Source organism: Pseudoalteromonas sp. SMS1, assembly GCF_021530565.1.
Classification (GTDB): domain Bacteria; phylum Pseudomonadota; class Gammaproteobacteria; order Enterobacterales; family Alteromonadaceae; genus Pseudoalteromonas.
On sequence record NZ_JAKGBI010000008.1, the window covers coordinates 124261 to 142642 of the forward strand.

Annotated in this window: 14 protein-coding genes; 9 read left to right on the forward strand and 5 right to left on the reverse strand. The window is 42.2% G+C overall.

From position 1 onward, the window contains the following. Positions 1 to 93: 93 nt before the first annotated feature. From L1286_RS11375 to L1286_RS11395, 5 genes are read left to right on the forward strand one after another with little or no spacing between them, the layout of a single operon-like run. A complete protein-coding gene (locus tag L1286_RS11375) occupies positions 94 to 474 on the forward strand; it encodes an ACT domain-containing protein (RefSeq protein WP_235407172.1) in 381 nt (126 codons plus the stop codon). Further along, complete coding sequence (locus tag L1286_RS11380; RefSeq protein ID WP_235407173.1) at positions 474 to 980, forward strand: PTS glucose transporter subunit IIA; 507 nt, start codon at positions 474 to 476, stop codon at positions 978 to 980. The genes L1286_RS11375 and L1286_RS11380 overlap by 1 nt, the downstream gene beginning before the upstream one ends. Then, on the forward strand, positions 977 to 1324 hold the full coding sequence (locus tag L1286_RS11385) for an ArsC family reductase (RefSeq protein WP_235407174.1): 348 nt from the start codon (positions 977 to 979) through the stop codon (positions 1322 to 1324). Before L1286_RS11380 ends, L1286_RS11385 begins: the two co-directional genes overlap by 4 nt. After that, a complete protein-coding gene (gene dapE / locus L1286_RS11390; protein ID WP_235407175.1) occupies positions 1321 to 2472 on the forward strand; it encodes a succinyl-diaminopimelate desuccinylase in 1152 nt (383 codons plus the stop codon). Before L1286_RS11385 ends, dapE begins: the two co-directional genes overlap by 4 nt. Then, positions 2472 to 3146 (forward strand): M15 family metallopeptidase, encoded by a 675-nt coding sequence (locus L1286_RS11395; RefSeq protein WP_235407176.1) that lies wholly within the window; start codon positions 2472 to 2474, stop codon positions 3144 to 3146. Before dapE ends, L1286_RS11395 begins: the two co-directional genes overlap by 1 nt. Before the next feature lie 50 nt (positions 3147 to 3196). Here L1286_RS11395 and L1286_RS11400 read toward each other — a convergent pair whose 3' ends face one another. Both L1286_RS11400 and L1286_RS11405 read right to left on the reverse strand, forming a co-directional pair. Next, positions 3197 to 4411 (reverse strand): pyridoxal phosphate-dependent aminotransferase, encoded by a 1215-nt coding sequence (locus L1286_RS11400; RefSeq protein WP_235407177.1) that lies wholly within the window; start codon positions 4409 to 4411, stop codon positions 3197 to 3199. A 186-nt stretch (positions 4412 to 4597) separates the two neighbouring features. After that, positions 4598 to 4942, reverse strand: coding sequence for an Hpt domain-containing protein (locus L1286_RS11405; RefSeq protein WP_235407178.1), 345 nt, complete (start codon positions 4940 to 4942; stop codon positions 4598 to 4600). A gap of 132 nt (positions 4943 to 5074) precedes the next feature. On the opposite strand from L1286_RS11405, the gene L1286_RS11410 reads away from it, so the two are divergent. The 3 genes from L1286_RS11410 (at position 5075) to L1286_RS11420 (ending at position 8655) form a co-directional block, all read left to right on the forward strand. Then, positions 5075 to 5680, forward strand: a complete 606-nt coding sequence (locus L1286_RS11410) for a tRNA-uridine aminocarboxypropyltransferase (RefSeq protein ID WP_235407179.1) — start codon at positions 5075 to 5077, stop codon at positions 5678 to 5680. Then, positions 5670 to 6458 (forward strand): CLCA_X family protein, encoded by a 789-nt coding sequence (locus L1286_RS11415; protein WP_235407180.1) that lies wholly within the window; start codon positions 5670 to 5672, stop codon positions 6456 to 6458. Before L1286_RS11410 ends, L1286_RS11415 begins: the two co-directional genes overlap by 11 nt. Before the next feature lie 166 nt (positions 6459 to 6624). Further along, positions 6625 to 8655, forward strand: coding sequence for a hybrid sensor histidine kinase/response regulator (locus tag L1286_RS11420; RefSeq protein WP_235407181.1), 2031 nt, complete (start codon positions 6625 to 6627; stop codon positions 8653 to 8655). A 6-nt stretch (positions 8656 to 8661) separates the two neighbouring features. Here L1286_RS11420 and L1286_RS11425 read toward each other — a convergent pair whose 3' ends face one another. Both L1286_RS11425 and apbC read right to left on the reverse strand, forming a co-directional pair. After that, a complete protein-coding gene (locus L1286_RS11425) occupies positions 8662 to 11127 on the reverse strand; it encodes an EAL domain-containing protein (RefSeq protein ID WP_235407182.1) in 2466 nt (821 codons plus the stop codon). Positions 11128 to 11343: 216 nt separating this feature from the next. Next, the gene (apbC, locus tag L1286_RS11430; RefSeq protein WP_235407183.1) at positions 11344 to 12417 is read right to left on the reverse strand and encodes an iron-sulfur cluster carrier protein ApbC; all 1074 of its coding nucleotides are present in this window, start codon (positions 12415 to 12417) and stop codon (positions 11344 to 11346) included. Between the two features lie 193 nt (positions 12418 to 12610). Here apbC and metG point away from each other — a divergent pair, with 193 nt between their 5' ends. Beyond that, the gene (gene metG, locus L1286_RS11435) at positions 12611 to 14635 is read left to right on the forward strand and encodes a methionine--tRNA ligase (protein WP_235407184.1); all 2025 of its coding nucleotides are present in this window, start codon (positions 12611 to 12613) and stop codon (positions 14633 to 14635) included. A gap of 58 nt (positions 14636 to 14693) precedes the next feature. On the opposite strand, the gene L1286_RS11440 is transcribed toward metG, so the two are convergent. After that, positions 14694 to 18374: a sensor histidine kinase gene (locus tag L1286_RS11440; protein WP_235407185.1), complete on the reverse strand. Its 3681-nt coding sequence runs from the start codon at positions 18372 to 18374 to the stop codon at positions 14694 to 14696. Positions 18375 to 18382: the final 8 nt, after the last annotated feature.

The window sequence follows — 18382 nt, forward strand, 5'->3', positions numbered from 1 at the left end:
AGAGAGAAGAATTATCTTCTCTCTTCACAAAAGGGTTTCTTTTCATCATGCTTGCCTATACTATGAATAAGTCGATGCTGTTAGAGCGCAAGTATGTCAAAACAAACGCTACAAATACTACAACAAGACTTTACTATCCATAGCTTAGATAGCGATGATGGTATTCCCGCAAATGTTTTAAAATCAGACATCTTTTTTATCGCTAAAACAGCAGAAGAGTTATCAATTGTTTGTCCGTCTCATGTTGACGTGAAAAGTTTTGCCGCAGAGCCTTATTGGCGAGCCATCGAGATTATTGGGCCACTTGGGTTTTCATTAACTGGCATCATGTCTAATATTTCTGGCGTTTTGGCTTCTGCCAATGTGTCGATATTTTCTATATCAACGTATGATACCGACTATATTTTAGTCAAAGAGCAACAATTGAATAATGCCATACAAGCCCTTAAGAAAGACGGTTACCTGTTCGTTTAATGATATTTTCTACACCCATTAAATATGCGCCCATAACACAAATTGCAAACCCTCTGTTGCATATAGCTAGCCCTTTTTCAGGAAAAGTGCTGCCACTACAGAATCACCCCATACAATTATTTGCCAGCGGCGTTTTAGGGATCGGTGTTTGTGTGAAGAGCAACCAGGCACTGATGCTGTCGCCTTGTAAAGGAAAAATAATCAAAACGACTCAGCAAGGTTGCGAATTTATCATACGCGCTGATTCAGGGTTACAACTTTTAGTACATTTACATATTCCACCTGAATACAGGAAAATGGAAAAACTGATACAACATAGTGTCGGAAAAAAAGCGGTATCTGCAGGCGATGTTTTGTGTTACTTCGATGTACCTCAGGAGCAAACAATTCTCGGCGCCATTGTGATTCTCAATGCGGACAAATTAGGGCCATGTTATTATCCACTCAACCAAGTCAATGCGGGCACAGATCCGCTTATAACATTAGCAAGAGCATGTAAATTATGAGTATAGTTCTATACGGTATTCCAAACTGTGACACGATAAAAAAAGCCAAAAAATTTCTAGAACAAAATGACATTGAATACACCTTTCATGATTACCGTAAGGATGGATTGACTGCGCAGCAACTAGATACATTTGTCGCTAACCTAGGTTGGGAAACAGTGTTAAACAAACGAGGTACAACTTATCGCGCATTAAGTGATGAGCAAAAGCAAAACCTCAATGAAGCATCAGCTAAACAATATATGCTTGAATCACCAGCAATGATCAAGCGCCCTATCCTCGCTTTTAATTCAAACTATCATATCGGCTTTAAAGCAGACCAATATCAAGAGATATTTAAATGAGTGAATCAGCCTCTTTAAGTGATGTTGTTGAGCTCGCCTCGGCTCTGATCCAGCGTCCTTCTGTCACGCCAGAAGATGCGGGTTGTCAACAACTCATCAATAGCCGATTAGAACCTTTAGGCTTTAAAGTTGAAGAACATTTTTTCATCGATACATTAAATACTTGGGCTAGAAAAGGATCTGACGGACCGCACTTTTGCTTTGCTGGCCACACAGATGTTGTGCCAGTAGGTAATGAGAAGGACTGGCGTCACCCCCCTTTTGCAGGACTGGTAGAAGAGGGGGTACTTCATGGTCGTGGCGCTGCAGATATGAAAGGTTCACTCGCGGCAATGGTTGTGGCGACTGAACGGTTTGTCAAGAAGCATCCGGACCACAAAGGATCTATCAGCTTTTTAATTACATCTGACGAAGAAGGTCCCTTTATAAATGGCACGACCAAGGTCGTTGATCTTCTTGAAGCGCGCAATGAAAAAATTGATATGTGTCTTGTGGGTGAGCCATCTTCTCGAGATACACTAGGCGATGTTGTAAAAAATGGTCGCAGAGGGTCGCTCACTGGGCACTTAAAAGTAAAGGGAATACAAGGCCACGTTGCATACCCTCACCTTGCTAGAAACCCTATTCATGAAGTTGCACCAGCGCTTGCAGAACTCAGCTCGAAAGTGTGGGACAGTGGCAATGATTACTTTCCAGCGACGAGCTTTCAGATCTCTAATATTCACGGGGGAACTGGGGTTGGAAATGTGATTCCGGGTACAGTCGATGTCCAATTTAATTTCCGCTTCAGTACTGAGTCAACCGTCGAACAGTTGCAGCAAGGTGTCAACGACATTCTCGCATCGCATAACCTAGATTATGAACTTAACTGGACAGTAAATGGCTTACCATTTTTAACAGAACCTGGGGCGCTCCTCAATGTGACGCTTGAGTCGATTAAAGAAGTGACAGGCGTTACTTCAACGCCAGAAACATCTGGGGGCACTTCAGATGGACGCTTCATTGCCCAAACAGGCTGTAAAGTTATAGAGTTAGGCCCGCTTAACAAAACGATTCATCAGGTAGATGAGCAAGTTTGTACAAAATCTCTCGACGATTTAGCGCTGATATATGAGCGCATTCTAGAAAAGCTCCTGGCAAAAAAATAATGACTGAATTCAAGCTTCAAGCGCTGGGCCTTTCTGGCTCCCATCTAACGGATTACCAAGGCAACCAAATCCATGCGGGTGTTTTGGAGGACCTTAAAGGTTTAGACGCCTCGGCCAAGGCGGCAGGATTTGATTTTACCATTGCATCAGCGTACCGAGACTTTCATCGACAAAAAGCAATCTGGAACGCAAAATACAGTGGAAAGCGCCCTATTTTGGACAGCCAAAATCAAGTCATTGATATTGCTGGCCTCACGAGTGAAGCAATTATCGAAGCTATCCTGCTTTTTTCGGCAATGCCAGGGACAAGCAGGCACCATTTTGGCACAGACATAGATGTCTATGCCAAAAACTGCCTATCGAATGGGGCATCACTTCAGCTTGAACCATGGGAATACGAAGTGGATGGGCCTTTTTATGCATTCTCGTGCTGGCTTGAAGAAAACCTGCATAGATTCGGTTTTTACAAACCCTATGATAAATTCAGAGGTGGGGTGGCAGCAGAGCCTTGGCATATTAGCCATTTTGAGTTGGCAAATGACATGTCAAGCCACCTCGATATCGCAACCATTGCCGATGTGATTGCACAGCATGACGTGTTAGGTAAGAACACCATTGTGCACAACATAGACACTTTATATCACCGCTTTGTTGTCAACGTCGCCTCGAAATAAACGCCCATTTAAAATACGATGCCCCTTCTGTGAGGGGCATATATCAAACACTACTGTCTATAACTATCGAAAAACCGTTTCATGGATTGTAGTGCTGGCTCTAGCTCATCTTTATGCGGTAAAAACACTAACCTGAAGTGATCTGGTGATGGCCAGTTAAATGCCCGACCATGGACAAGCAAGATCTTCTCTTCTCTTAATAAATCGAGCATCATTAACTCATCATTTTTCACGTTAAAATGCTTAGTATCCACTTTAGCAAACGCATACAATGCCCCCTTTGGCTTTACACACGATATGCCCTGAATATCATTTAGCCCCTGCCATGCAATATTTCTTTGTTCGTAAAGCCGCCCACCTGGTAATAAGAGATCGTCAATTGATTGCACGCCTCCTAGCGCTTGTTGAATGGCAAACTGGGCTGGCACATTGGCACACAAACGCATTGAGGCCAACATATTTAGACCTTCCAACAAGTCACGCATGACAGATACTTTACCACTAGCTACCATCCACCCCATTCTGAGGCCTGCTGCACGGTATGTTTTGGCTAGCCCATTAAAAGTGATGATTGGTAAGTCATCACACAAAGATCCAATTGAAAAGTGCTCTGCATCATCAAATAGTATCTTTTCGTAAATTTCATCACTGAGTACGAGTAAATTGTGCTCTCTGGCGATATCAAGTAAGCCTTCCAGAAGCGCTTTACTGTACACAGCACCAGTTGGGTTATTAGGGTTAATAAGTACAAGTGCTTTTGTTTTGCTGGTGACCTTTTCACGAATGTCTGCCAAATCAGGGAACCAGTCAGCACACTCATCACACATGTAATGTACAGGTACGCCGCCTGCTAAAGTGACAGATGCAGTCCAAAGTGGGTAATCTGGTGCCGGGATGAGCACTTCATCACCATCATTGAGCAAGGCTTGTGTCACCATCTGAATCAACTCACTCACACCATTACCAATAAAAATATTGTCGACGCTTAAATTAGGAAAATCTTTCTGCTGATAATATTGATAAACGGCCACTCTAGCAGAGTAAAGCCCTTTTGAATCACAGTACCCTTGCCCTTGACGAAGGTTTCGAATGATGTCTCGGTGCATATCTTCAGGCATATCAAAACCAAATGCAGCGGGGTTGCCAATATTCAATTTGAGCACTTTGACCCCTTCATCTTCCATTTTTTGTGCTTGGCTTAATACAGGCCCGCGTATATCGTAGCAAACACCTGTTAACTTATTACTTTTAATTATTTTATTCATGATTAGTCTCACCCCCATTCCATGGCTAGCATACCCATTACATGACTAATTTAAAAGCGTTTAACAGTGCTTATTATGGACAATTTGGGAGATATTGAGCGTGAAGTTAGTTTGGCCACCGCTACATACAACGATGGCCCAGCAATGCGTGGCGATTACAAAGGAAAAGAATGCATGTGGACAGGTTTACACACTTGAAGTGAGCCACTGTTGCAGTTTAGATTTGGAAGACACAACTTGATCGGTTAAGTTGTCAATTTGTGCTTTGGCTTTGTCAACTTCATTGGCAAGTAATGCCATCTCAATTTCTCGCGCAACATCAGACAAGCTCATCGCCCCAAACTGTGCCGCATTTGACTTTAAACTATGTGCGTTTCTGGTCGCAGCTTCTAGATCAGAGTCAATTGTCATTCTCACTTCGCTTTCAAGTCGTTCAAATTCGGTTAAGCAAAACTCCAATGTGTCAGTAAACTGGTCTCCTAAAAGAGACTGCATATTGTCCAAGCAGGTTTCGTCAATTATAGTGCTCATAAAATTCCTTTACAGTAGTATAACCCGTATACGCCCTTCATAACTATATGCTAGCCAAGAGTGGCGACAAGGGCAAAGATAACCACAAAATTATGTTAATATAGATAGCACTTTAACTTGCTCCGACCCTCTATGAAAAGAAGTACCTGTAAAATTTGCCACTTTTCTGTAAAAACATGTATATGTGCACATATTTCAAAGCCAATATGCAATAAAACTCGTATTGTGGTTCTCCAACATCCCAGTGAGCTCTCCACACCTAAAAACACAGTTCGGCTACTTAACTTGCAGCTAGAGAATATTGATATTTTTGTAGGAGAAACGCCAGAAGACTTTGAAGATGCACAAAAAATTGCTTCAACCATGCATTGTGCCCTTTTGTATCCTGGAGAACATGCACTGGGCATTGAAGAGATCCCCCGCAACCAGCCACGAATTGATTATTTGTTTGTGCTCGATGGCACCTGGAAAAAAGCCCATAAACTCGCCATGCTCAACCCTTGGTTAAACAAGTTACCTCAAGTTTCTTTTAACAACGCGCCGACGAACCAATATAAAATACGCAAAGCAGAGCAACAATATAGCCTTTCAACACTTGAAGCTTGCGCCTACTTTTTAAGTATCTATGACACATTAGACCCAACTCCCTTGTATGACTTACTTAAGGGCATGATTTATGAACAGACCAAGTTTATGCCCGACCATGTTAAGGAGCGGTATCTAGACAATGACGACTAGGCTGACTAAGCACTTTCGCAGAACAGGGCCTGATTATCGGTTTGGCGATCAAGTCTGTTTTGATGAAATCAAAACCACATTCGGTTTTAAAACCATTATTTTAGGAAACTGGGTCACAAAAGATGAGCAGTATATAGCAGCAAACCTAATCTACGATGCATTGGCAGATCTTGCTCAAATGCTGTCACTGCCGCCTCATGCTATCGGCCTGAGAAATACATTAAATTTGGCTTTTGGAAGCAGAGGTCAAAAAGGGGTTCAGGCCCACTATGAACCCGCAAGAAGAACACTAGCCCTGGCCAAAAATGCTGGCGCGGGTGCTTTGGCACATGAATGGTGGCATGCATTTGATCACTACATTTGCAAACACCTGTTTTCACACTGTAGCGCTTCAGACTTTGCATCATCTATGTGGTTGAACGCTTCACCCAACTTACAACACCCCCTAAATCAAAAACTCAATCATATATATAAATCTGTATTACTTAATGAAAACGGCGAACAACCCAGCCCTTTTTTTACACGCTCGATTCAGCTCGACAAGCACCTAGGCAGGCTATATTACAGCCTCCCTGAAGAATTAACGGCGCGAGCATTTGAATGTTCGATAGCCTATAAAACTGAAATCGAAAATGAGTTTTTAGTCTCAGACGTCAAAAACTCTAAATTAGAACGCTCTGGCGGCTTTTTACTACATCAAGAACGCAGATTAATTTGTGACAAATTTGATAACTACTTTAAATCACTTGGCGATGCATTACACTCACTTCAGCCTTAAAAGCTATCGTTTACAACCCTTGTGCGGATAGAAATGAGAAAAATCATAATAAAATACCTGATTAAAATCTTATTTATTTAATATACTATAGGGCTAGCACAAAGCAGTACTGAACCAAGATGCCACACGAATATAACAATATTGGCATTAGTAGAAGGATCACAATGTGAGTTTTTTAAGGCAATTCCACACCATTGTTTCGGACCAAACGCTTTCAACAGACGAAAAAATACAATCCCTACTCACATTTGGATTAGAAGTGTTTTCTTTAGACATTGCCATCGTTAGTAAAGTAGTCGGAGAAAACTACGAGATTTTATATGTTGAATCGGATAACCCAGACCTGACACCAACATGTACTTTTGACCTTGGTGGCACGTACTGCACTCACACCTTAAAAGCGAACAAAGCCCTTTCATTTCACTGTGCTGGCCAGAGCACCATTTCTACTCACCCTTGCTACATCAACTTTCAATTAGAATCATATATTGGTGCCCCCATTAGGGTTGGTAAGGAGACAATGGGTACAGTGAATTTTTCTTCACCCAACGTCAGCGCTCCTTTCACCGCCGCGCACATAGATTATGTAGAACTTTTTGCCCAGTGGCTCGGCTCGGAATTTGCCAGACGCCAAGCTGAATCCGTTCTGCGCAATAACTATAAAACACTGCAAAAAATGGAGGAGGTTGCGTCAATTGGCAGCTGGAGGATTGATCTAGAGTCAAAAGATATTTTTTGGAGCAACCAGACTAAGCTTATTCACGATCTCAATATTATCGACAAGCCGAAGCTAGACTTGTGGCTTTCCTTCTTTGAAAACGAGGACTGCCGACAAACATTCTCGCATTTCATCTCTGAGGCCATAACGCATGGCACACCTTGGGAAGTAGAACTGCCAGTGGTTACTCAAATTGGCAGGCGAATTTGGGTCTCGCTGCATGGCGAAGCACAGTTTAATGAAGGTAAATGCACAAGTTTATTTGGCTCCTTACAAGATATTACCCACTCTGTTGAACTGAGAGAAACCCTCAAAGCACAACGAAGAGAAGCAGAAATGCTTCTTGACGAAAGGAGCCACTTTTTATCTAAAATAAGCCATGAGATGCGTACACCGCTCAACGGCATTTCTGGCCTTTTGATAAACTCTCTTGAAGAGCAAAATCCTGATAAACGCACCGAAAATGTGCAACTTGCGTTAAGAAGTGCGGACATACTACTTGGCTTAGTGAATGAAGTACTCGACTTTTCAAAAATCTCCCAAGAAGGGCTTAGTCTGTCAACTAAGCCAACTGATTTGCCCCAAGTGATGTCAGATATTGTTGAACTCTACAAGCAGTTGATTACGTCACCCAGCGTTGATTTCGAGGCCAATATAAACCTTTGCCAAGATTATACCGTTGAGTGCGATCCCGTTCGGCTCAACCAAATTATCACGAATTTGTTGAGTAACGCACTTAAATTTACACCACAGGGAAAAATTCAACTTTCTGTACACACACATCATATTGATACTGGCATAGTGCTTCATATCATCGTCTCAGATTCAGGTATTGGCATGTCACCCGCAAGTCTAGCAAGTTTATTTCAGCCATTTAAACAAGGTGAAGAAGAAGTTGGTAGTCGCTATGGCGGCACTGGACTGGGTATGTCTATCGTTAAAGAATTAATCGACGTCATGAATGGTGATATTGACGTTCAAAGTAAACTCGGTGAAGGAAGCTTATTTAAAGTATCAATCCCGCTTCAAACTACCTCCAAATGCAAGCAAGATACACCATTCCAAGAGAATACCCCATTTGACGCATCTAAATTAAACGTACTTGTAGTTGAGGACAACGAAATAAATCAAAAGGTCATGGAAGCTTTTTTACAAAAGTTCAATGTCACCTCCGACTTTGCAAGTAATGGTGAAGTTGCGCTGCAAAAATGTTCAGTCAAATCTTATGATTTAGTTTTTATGGACAGCGTTATGCCTGTTATGGATGGACCAACGACAGCAAGAAATTTAATCAAACAGAAATTACTCCCAAATCACGCCCACATTGTCGCACTCACAGGCAATACTTCCGCTGAAGACAAGGCTGTCTGTGAGCAAGCTGGCATGCAGGATTTCTTGTCTAAGCCAATAGAGCTTATGCCACTTGCAGAAGCCCTTTCTAACTGCTTAGAAAAAATACAAGCGCATAGTGATATATAATGCAACTTAGGAAGTCAAATAGTGAATGACATCTTCAACTTCCGTCATTCTTTGCAACCACAATTTGTAGTCTTCAAACGGAAGTGGTCGAGAAACAAAGTACCCTTGACCAATGTCACAGTCATAGCTTTGTAATTGTCGATAACTTCCTTCACTCTCAACGCCTTCGGCTACAACGACTGAACCAAGGCTGTGAGCCATATCGCACGTTGCTTTACAAATAGTCTGATTGGTCTTGGAGCTTTCAAGGTCCATGACAAAGCGCTTATCTATTTTTAACTTATCAAACCCAAGTTGACTCAGGTATGCTAACGAAGAATATCCCGTTCCAAAATCATCGATGGCAACTTTAATACCGATACTTCTGTAATCAGCTAAGCTGTCGTATAAAGTTGTTTCATTTTCAACCGTTGCAGACTCAGTCACTTCAAGTACGATTTGACTCGGTGCCAATTGGTATTGATTGACTAATTCAATCAATTGTACTGTAAGTTCTTTACGCCCAACATCACGCCCAGATATATTCAGAGACAAATGATGGCTTGGTAAAAGCTTGACCAATTCAGCTTGCTGTCTCAAACCACATTCGATAACCCATTCGGTCAGTTCATATATAATGCCTGATGACTCTGCAATTGGAATAAACTCTGTGGGCGGGATGATGCCGAGCTCTGGATGATGCCATCTTAGTAATGCTTCAGCGCCATATACACGACCTGATTTAAGGTGCAACTGTGGCTGTAAATACAAGCTTAGCTGTTCACGCTCGATCGCAACCTTTAAAGCCGAGGCAATTTTAATGCGTCGCTGAGATACGATAGAGTTCCCAAAATCAAACAGCTGCCACTTATTCGTGCCTACGGGTTTAGCGGCCATCGCTTGCATGGCACATTGAATAATCGAATCTGCGTTCGATGCATGAATTGGGTTGCTCGCAACGCCAATCTCAAGCTGGTCGACCAACAGATCGCCGCCAAAATCGATGCCCTCCTCAAAACTCGAAGACAATACACACACAAACTGTTCAATTTGACTCAACTCAAATTTGCCGATTAATACCACTGCGAAAAGCGAATCGTCGAGTCGATAAATTGAAGTTTGACTCTTTGAGTCTTCAGCAATGACCACATTGCCATAGGTATTCAATTGCTTCCCTACTTTGCTAAGCAGCTTTCTGAGATGCGAGTTGGCGTAATTCCACCCCATATTTAAGCGAATAGTCTGCAAAACCAAAGGTCTAAAGAGCAATAAAGTGTGAGGTTTGTTTACCTTGTCCAGCGCCTCTAAGCTTTGTTGCAGCATGTAACGGTTAGGCGCCCCCGTGTCTTTGTCATGCGTTGCATAAAACATGAGACGTCGTTTCTTATTTTTGTCATGCCAATACAAGTAACAGGCAAGCATAATGACATGTAACGTAATGAGCAGGTGGCTCAGCAAGGACTCATCCACAGGCCAAAAGAACCCAAACTGGTTCACAAAGATGGACGCTTTCAATGCAAAAATTGGCAACCAAGTAAACATCAAAACTAAGACTTCGTCTTTATGTTCAGCGTATTGGCTTTTCAGTACGACGACATATAATACGCAACAGATTAAGCTCGCAATCACATGGAAAATGAGCGAGTTTTGGGCATTCAAAGGCGCAATTAACACGGCTAGCGCAGCAATAAACCAAATCGAAGCGGTAACCAGATTTGTATATTTCCCATCAGCACGCTTTTCGATCATAAAAAAATATAGAAATAAAATCGCAAAAATCAGGGATAACAGAAATATCTGGCTGTGGAATGTTGCAAAATAACCAATAAATTCGCTTGGAAATAAAAGCATGTTGGCGCCATTGTACACGCCACTTTGTATGCTGATACATAAAAAGTACGCACCAAGAGATGCCAAACCTCTACGCGACTGACCAATTGCCATTAAAAAAACAAAAAACGCAATAAAGTAATGAACGCCACTGCTAGCACCCAATATAAAAAGCCGCTTATTTAGTAGATATCTATAATCTGAAAATGACATTATAGATAGCGATAGCATACCATTATATTTAGCATTAACTTGAATGTATACTTCAGAGTTTATTCCATTTTCAATAATAGATTGGTGAGGAAGTATACCTTGCTCTGGTGAAGTATAGCCTGAAACAGGCGAGATCAGCTCATAATCAACGATCGCCCCCGAAATAACGCGGTATAGCTTAACATGGCCTTCAATTGGGCTGGTTATCGCGACCAATTGATCCTCACTGGACTGGCTACTCACCTTAACCCAAATGGTTTCGCCTTTGTTAAACTTTGCTTTCGTACTTATCGTATTGAACTGGTCTTTTCGATCAATAACAGCATCTATTGACAGTTGATTAGACGTGTCTTTTAAAAGCTCTATGTGAAAAGTTGGCTGTTCAGCCCCGAGGCTAAAACAACTGAACAATAGCAGAATCACAAACAGCTTAACTGTTAAAAACCACATACCCACCTCCTTGAGTAAGTGATTAACTTTGGCTGATAGGACTGTTAGATCTGTTCAATATTAGTACCGATAATATAAAATATATATTGCATTTTTTATACAGTATAGAGGTACATATATTGACCGCCAACAGTTGCATCATTCAAGTATGGAAGCTGAATGAATATTTACCAGTTAATTGGAAAAATAATGCCCCGTTGGCGTTATAAAAGGCAATTAGTCATCTGAAACGATGATTTCTACACCTTGTGTCTCAAGTGACTGTAGAAACAACATGCTACTCACAAGTTGCGCGCAATAGGTATAATGGTCGGCAATTGGCATGGCTTTTTCTATGATATTTTCTCCACGCTCTGATTCTTCTCGAATACAAATATCTAAGGGGATCTCTGCCAGCAAAGGGACCCCATGACGTGCAGCCAACTGATTACCGCCATCTTGACCGAATAAATGGTTTTTACCCCCGCAATGGGTGCAATTGAAGTAACTCATGTTTTCAATGAGTCCGATGATTGGCAAATTCACCTGTGAAAACATAGCAATCCCTTTTTGTGCGTCAGCCAATGCTAGATCTTGGGGCGTGGTAACAATTACAGCACCACTGGCAGGCAATTTTTGTGTCATGGTTAACTGAATGTCACCAGTACCAGGTGGCATATCAACAACTAAATAGTCTATCTCACCCCAATCAGTTTCATTTAACAACTGATTGAGCGCTTGAGAAGCCATCGGCCCTCGCCATACCGTCGCATTTTCAGCTGGGACCAAATAACCAATGGACATGGTCTTCAATCCATATTTTTCCATCGGGTTAAGCAATTTATCATCTTTTGCAGTAGGTTGCTCACCCACTAAACCAAGCAATGAGGGAATTGAGGGCCCATATATATCCGCATCTAGTAGGCCAACACTTGCACCTTGCGCTTTTAGTGCTAGAGCCAAATTGACAGCAGTCGTGGACTTACCAACGCCTCCTTTTCCTGAAGCAACCAACACAATATGTTTAATTTTCTTAAATTTGTAATGATTGGGGATCTCTGTCTGTATCGCTAGATTCACCGTGTCATTGAGTTGCTCTGCCAAATAACTCTGAATCAAACTGTGTTGTGACTGCGCTGCAAATGGTAACGTGACCAAAACATCCCAACACTTGCCAACTTTGTTTGCCTGTTTAATCCACTCAGACTGAATCCCTAGTGGAAAAATCGCACTTCGGTAGCTGTTTAAAAGCGCAATAATTTGCTTTTCGACCGGATCTTCTTTGTTGAACAAACTCTTGAAACCAAACATACAAATAAAACGCCATCAGGTGGTGAAAATAACGCTGGAATTATGTAACATTCAGTTCATTAAGACCAGTCAAATTCGCGTTAAGAGGGCATATTCCAGTTAAAGGTGAAAACTGTATTAAATTCAACCGTTAGAATGAATACATGACTTTAATTGGTATTAGTCAATGCGGCTAAAAAACCATGGGAAAACTATGACAAAGAGAAAAATTCTCATTACCAGTGCATTACCGTATGCAAATGGCCCGACACATTTAGGGCATTTATTAGAATATATTCAAACCGATGTTTGGTCTCGCTTCCAAAAAATGCGCGGCCACGAAGCATACTATGTGTGCGCGGATGACGCTCATGGTACGCCAATCATGTTGAATGCTCAAAAGCAAGGCATTACACCTGAAGAAATGGTTAAAAATGTGAGTATTGAAAGACAGCGAGATTTTGCAGATTTCAATATTGTTTTTGACAACTACCATAGTACCCATAGCGAAGAAAACAAAGCATTGAGTGAGCTTATTTATACTCGCTTGAATGACAAAGGACACATTAAAAAGCGAACTATCTCACAGCTTTTTGACCCTGAAAAAAATATCTTTCTACCAGATCGATTTGTAACTGGTACATGCCCTACATGTGAGGCAGAAGACCAAAATGGTGACAGTTGTGACGTATGTGGCGCAACTTACAGCCCGACAGAGTTAAAGAAACCTAAATCTGTCATGTCAGGGGCGACACCAGTCCTCAAGGACTCAGAGCACTTCTTCTTTGATTTACCCGCATTTGAAGGCATGCTCAAAGAGTGGCTTCACTCAGGTAGTTTACAAACCGAAATGGCGAATAAGCTTGAAGAATGGTTTGCAGAAGGCCTACAGCAGTGGGATATTAGCCGAGACGCGCCTTACTTTGGTTTTGAGATCCCGGGCGCACCTGGCAAGTATTTTTACGTATGGCTCGATGCGCCAATCGGTTATATGGCAAGCTTTAAAAACCTGTGTGATAAAAGTGGTATCGACTTTGATAGCTTCTGGGGCAAAGATTCGGACGCGGAGCTATATCACTTCATTGGTAAAGACATCATTTATTTTCATAGTTTGTTCTGGCCTGCAATGCTTGAAGGCGCTGACTTCAGAAAACCGACCAATGTGTTCGCGCATGGTTTCGTCACTGTAAATGGTGCGAAAATGTCTAAGTCAAAAGGGACATTCATTAAAGCGCGTACCTATCTAGAGCACTTGGATCCTGAATATTTGCGATATTACTACGCGGCCAAGCTCAACAGTGGTATTACAGATTTGGATCTTAACCTAGAAGATTTTGCACAACGCGTAAATTCTGACTTGGTTGGGAAAGTAGTTAATATTGCGAGCCGATGTGCCGGTTTCATTACCAAGAAATTTGCAGGCAAACTGAGTGATGAAGTGATGGACGAAGCGTTGTTAGCTGAGTTCACAACCGTCTCTGATGCCATTGCAACACATTACGAAAATAGAGATTATAGCCGCGCTATTCGCGAAATCATGACCCTAGCAGACAAAGCAAACCAATTCATTGACGCTGAAGCACCATGGGTTTTAATTAAAGATGAAGCAACACAGGAACGTGCACACCAAGTTTGTTCACTTGGTTTAAATATGTTCAAAGTGATTTTAACGTACCTTAAGCCTGTTCTTCCGGGTATGAGCGCCAACGTTGAGCAATTCCTTGCGACGGAGCTGAACTGGGACACCGTCAGTGAACCGCTTAAAGGCCATGAAATTAATAAGTTTAAAGCACTGATGCAACGTGTAGATTTAGATAAGGTAAATGCAATGGTAGAAGCTTCAAAAGAAAGTTTAGAGGCAGCGAAGCCGGCGGTCGACCCAAATAGCCCGCTCGCAAAAGAGCCTATCGCAGATGAGATCGAGTTTAATGATTTTGCGAAAGTTGATTTGCGAGTAGCGAAAATCGCCAAGGCAGAGCATGTTGAAGGTGCCGAAAAACTATTGAAGCTCACGCTGGATTTAGGCGGAGAAACACGCCAAGTGTTTGCAGGTATCAAATCAGCATATGCGCCTGAAGATATAGAAGGTAAACTGACCGTCATGGTAGCAAACCTCAAACCACGTAAGATGCGCTTTGGACTCTCCGAAGGCATGGTGTTGGCAGCAGGTCCTGGTGGCAAAGAAATATACATCCTGAACCCTGACGAAGGTTCAGAGCCAGGTATGCGCGTGATGTAAGAGCACGATTAAAGCTGGAAAAGCCGCCAATCTAGGGCGGCTTTTTTAGTGTGATTTACTATGCTTCTTTTGCATTAATAGGACTAGTTGCCTTGATGTAAGGCACTTTGATTTTAACTTCTAAACCTTTATGCGGTTTTGACCAAGCCGATATCTCACCTTTAAGTAACTGCGTCACTAAATTGTACACAATGTGCATCCCCAAACCACAGCCACCTTGGCTTCGCTTAGTTGTAACAAATGGGTCAAATAGCGTCGTGAGACTGCTATCACTCATACCGATGCCATCGTCTTTGTATGTCAGTGTCCAGGTGCCTTCTAGCATTTGCAAACTGACCTGCACAGTACCTTCTTCTTGATGCTCAAACCCATGGATCATCGAGTTATTATATAGGTTTGTCAAAATCTGGTAGATCGCGCCTGGGTACGTGTTCACATCGATATCTGTGTCACCGTGAATACGAAGCACAACTTTTTTACCTTTCGCCAATGGTGCCAGCGAGCTAAAAACATCTTCAACATACTCTTTTACATTGATGTCACGCTGTACCTCGCTAGAGTGATCAACCGCCACTTGCTTAAAGTTGCTGATCAGTTCTTTCGCCCGATCTAAATTTCGGTTCATCAGTTGGTAACCTTCGCGCTGCTCATTGATTGATTGTTCAAGTTCCGACTGTTTCAAAGTTTGATTTTCTAATTTTGTCGCTATTTGCTTCAAGCTTTCTTCGTTATACGAAATAGCCGTAATTGAAATCCCCAATGGAGTATTTATCTCATGTGCTATCCCCGCGACCACATTACCCAGAGAAGCCATTTTTTCACTTTCTATTAATTCTTGCTGGGTGCGTTTTAACTCCATCATCGCCTGTTCTAGCTTTTGATTCTTGCGATACAACTCATCGGTACGCACCGCAACCTTAATTTCCAACTCTTCATTCAGTGACTGTAGTGCATTTTGATGTGCTTTTAATTCAGCAATGTCTTTCAAGGCCCCTGCAACGCGCATCACTTTGCCGTGACTATCACGACTGACTACTTTGCCTCTCTCTAGTACCCATGTCCAATCACCATCCACTGTCTTAACCCGTATCGCTATCTCATAGGTGTCTTCCTCACCTTCTAAACAGCCGTCAAGTTTCTCTTCCCAAGCTACGCAATCTTTGGGGTGAATAAAGTGTACAGCATCATTCGCTGCCATCTGCGTCTTACAATCACCATAGTCAATTCGCGGTTTAACACTATGGCGATAAATTTTGCCAGTTTCTATATGCCAATCCCACAATTCATCTTGGCTTGCCCACAACGAGAGTTCTAGCCGCTCTTGCAACTCATTCATGATTTGATTGTCGCTCACGACCTGTTGAAAACGCTTTTGCCTCTGCCTTATCCACAAGTAAAATGCCAGCGCAAGCGTCAATATGTATGCAGCTTTGGTATAATCGTTCCACCACCAAGGCGCACGAATCAAAATATCAAATAAATGGGTGGGTGATATTTGGTTGAAGCGGTTTATCGTGTAAGTTTGTACCTGATATTTCCCTGGATTGAGCTTAAGCAAATTGATTTGTCTCACACCGTCTGCGAGCTTCAGCCACTTTTCGCTCAAGCCAATAATTCGATAGTAAAAACGAAGGCCTTCAGAGCCATAATCCAAACTGGAATAGTGTAACGACAGAATATCCTGATCATGGTTAAGCTCTATCGTCGTTGTCAACTCTGGCGCCAACTTCAACTCGTCATCCGTCGATGGATGAAGCTCATTACCGAGTAATTCAATACTGGAAACTAAAAGCGGTCGACTGGTTGGCGCGATTTTTATTTGTTTAGGATAAAATTGATTAAACCCTTTTGACCCACCAATAAATACTCTGCCGTCTGGCGATAGCCAACTGGCGTTGTAGTTAAACTCGTTCCCCTGAACGCCATCCACTGGGAGGAAGTTATCTATTTTAAAATCGTGAATGTTCACCCGTGATAACCCGCCACTGCTACCAAACCATACGTGATCTTGCCCATCAAATATCAATGCCCAAACAGCACCATTTGTAAGCCCATCAGACTTTTTAATCACTTTTGACACAGAAAAGTCATTATTGACAACAGACACACCCGACTCACTCCCAACCCAAATTCTGCCATAACTGTCTTCTTGCAGCATAAAGACAATATCTGACACCAATGAATCAGCAATTGTGATCTGATCTAATACGCCTTCTTCATATTTGAACAGCCCATCACCGATACTGCCAAACAACAGTCCATCACCGTAAGGAATAATCGAAGACACATGATTGGGCGCAGTTGGCAACTTTAAATATGACTCAAGCTCTCCAGATGTTTCATTGAAATACAGTAACCCCATGGTCCTTGAACTAACGAGTACTTTGCCTCGATAAGAAATAACGTCATTGAAACTTAGCTCAGGCCCCTTACCCACATCAGGTGCTAAGTTAAGTAATTCACCACTTTCTAGGTTCAACCTAAATACCCCTAAGCCCCGGGTAGTTAGCCACATATAATTAGCTTGAATATGTAACTTTGTGATAAACGCGTTGGCCAATATAGATAACTGCTCATACTCTTCATAACCAGCTCTGAATCCATGTTCTTTAAAAAAGTAAAGGCCAGAAGATGTTGCCAACCAAAGCCTATCTTGTCTATCTAACGAGAAGTTTCGAATATCGGGTTCTTGCATTGGACTATCAGGGTAATTGTAGGCACTGACATGGCCAAAGTTTTCGCTAAGACGACTAATAAAATGAAGCCCACCGGTTTCTGTACCAAACCACAAATCGCTATTACTGTCCTTAAGGACAGACAGTATGCTGTTATCTTGCAGGCCTAACCCTTGGCCTTCGTGCTTAAACCAATGCTTTTTTATATTGCCTTTGAGGTCAAATAGGTACACGCCAAAGTTTGTGCCCAGAAACAGACTGTTAGATGATATATGAATTTGATTTAACTCTAGCCCCGCGCGATTGTCCACTTTGCTGCGCCATAAAACCCGTTCGTATAAAGTGTCATAGCTCATTAGCTCATTATCTTTAGAAAGCAGAAAAATCCGCTCACCATTCAAACGCATATGCTTAAAATCATCACTTAAGAGCTGATTCCCCTTGCCTGATTGAATATTAAAGGCCATTAACCCTTCTTCAGAGAGGTAATAAATGAGGTTTTTGTAAGTCACGACATGACTGATAAAGCGTCCACTTAGCTCTAACGTGCTTGGTTTAAGTGTCGTTTTATCAATTAAATAAAAGTCGTTATTTTCTGTCGAAACGGCAATGTGGGTGCCAGTACAACTGAGCGTTTTCACGCGGTCGGACGTAATCACTTCAAAGTGTTCTTTTAAAAAGCTCTGAAATCGCCCCGTAACTGTATGATATGCACTCAACCCAGTGCTCGTGCCTATCCATACCCTTTCACCACTGTGACAAAGGCCTGTGATAAATGCGCCTGCTAACTCATTAGGATCCTGTTGCCTACTGATAAACTGTTTGAATTCATGACCATCGAAACGATTTAAGCCCGCTTGGGTACCAATCCATATGTAGCCCAATTGGTCTTCAGCCAAAGCCATGATCGTCACTTGACTCAGGCCAGACTCATAGTCGAAGCGACGCATAACTTGGGAGGTATCTGTGAATAGTGGCCCAGCGAGAGAAATACAAGAAACCATGCCAATTAACAAGGCACATAATGCTCGCCCAAACAAAGTGCCTGAAACGAGCTGGTACATTATTACCC

Coding starts and splice junctions, on each gene's coding strand:
- L1286_RS11375 (WP_235407172.1), top strand. CDS start 94: ATGTCAAAACAAACGCTACAAATACTACAACAAGACTTTACTATCCAT.
- L1286_RS11380 (WP_235407173.1), top strand. CDS start 474: ATGATATTTTCTACACCCATTAAATATGCGCCCATAACACAAATTGCA.
- L1286_RS11385 (WP_235407174.1), top strand. CDS start 977: ATGAGTATAGTTCTATACGGTATTCCAAACTGTGACACGATAAAAAAA.
- dapE (WP_235407175.1), top strand. CDS start 1,321: ATGAGTGAATCAGCCTCTTTAAGTGATGTTGTTGAGCTCGCCTCGGCT.
- L1286_RS11395 (WP_235407176.1), top strand. CDS start 2,472: ATGACTGAATTCAAGCTTCAAGCGCTGGGCCTTTCTGGCTCCCATCTA.
- L1286_RS11400 (WP_235407177.1), bottom strand. CDS start 4,411: ATGAATAAAATAATTAAAAGTAATAAGTTAACAGGTGTTTGCTACGAT.
- L1286_RS11405 (WP_235407178.1), bottom strand. CDS start 4,942: ATGAGCACTATAATTGACGAAACCTGCTTGGACAATATGCAGTCTCTT.
- L1286_RS11410 (WP_235407179.1), top strand. CDS start 5,075: ATGAAAAGAAGTACCTGTAAAATTTGCCACTTTTCTGTAAAAACATGT.
- L1286_RS11415 (WP_235407180.1), top strand. CDS start 5,670: ATGACGACTAGGCTGACTAAGCACTTTCGCAGAACAGGGCCTGATTAT.
- L1286_RS11425 (WP_235407182.1), bottom strand. CDS start 11,127: ATGTGGTTTTTAACAGTTAAGCTGTTTGTGATTCTGCTATTGTTCAGT.
- apbC (WP_235407183.1), bottom strand. CDS start 12,417: ATGTTTGGTTTCAAGAGTTTGTTCAACAAAGAAGATCCGGTCGAAAAG.
- metG (WP_235407184.1), top strand. CDS start 12,611: ATGACAAAGAGAAAAATTCTCATTACCAGTGCATTACCGTATGCAAAT.
- L1286_RS11440 (WP_235407185.1), bottom strand. CDS start 18,374: ATGTACCAGCTCGTTTCAGGCACTTTGTTTGGGCGAGCATTATGTGCC.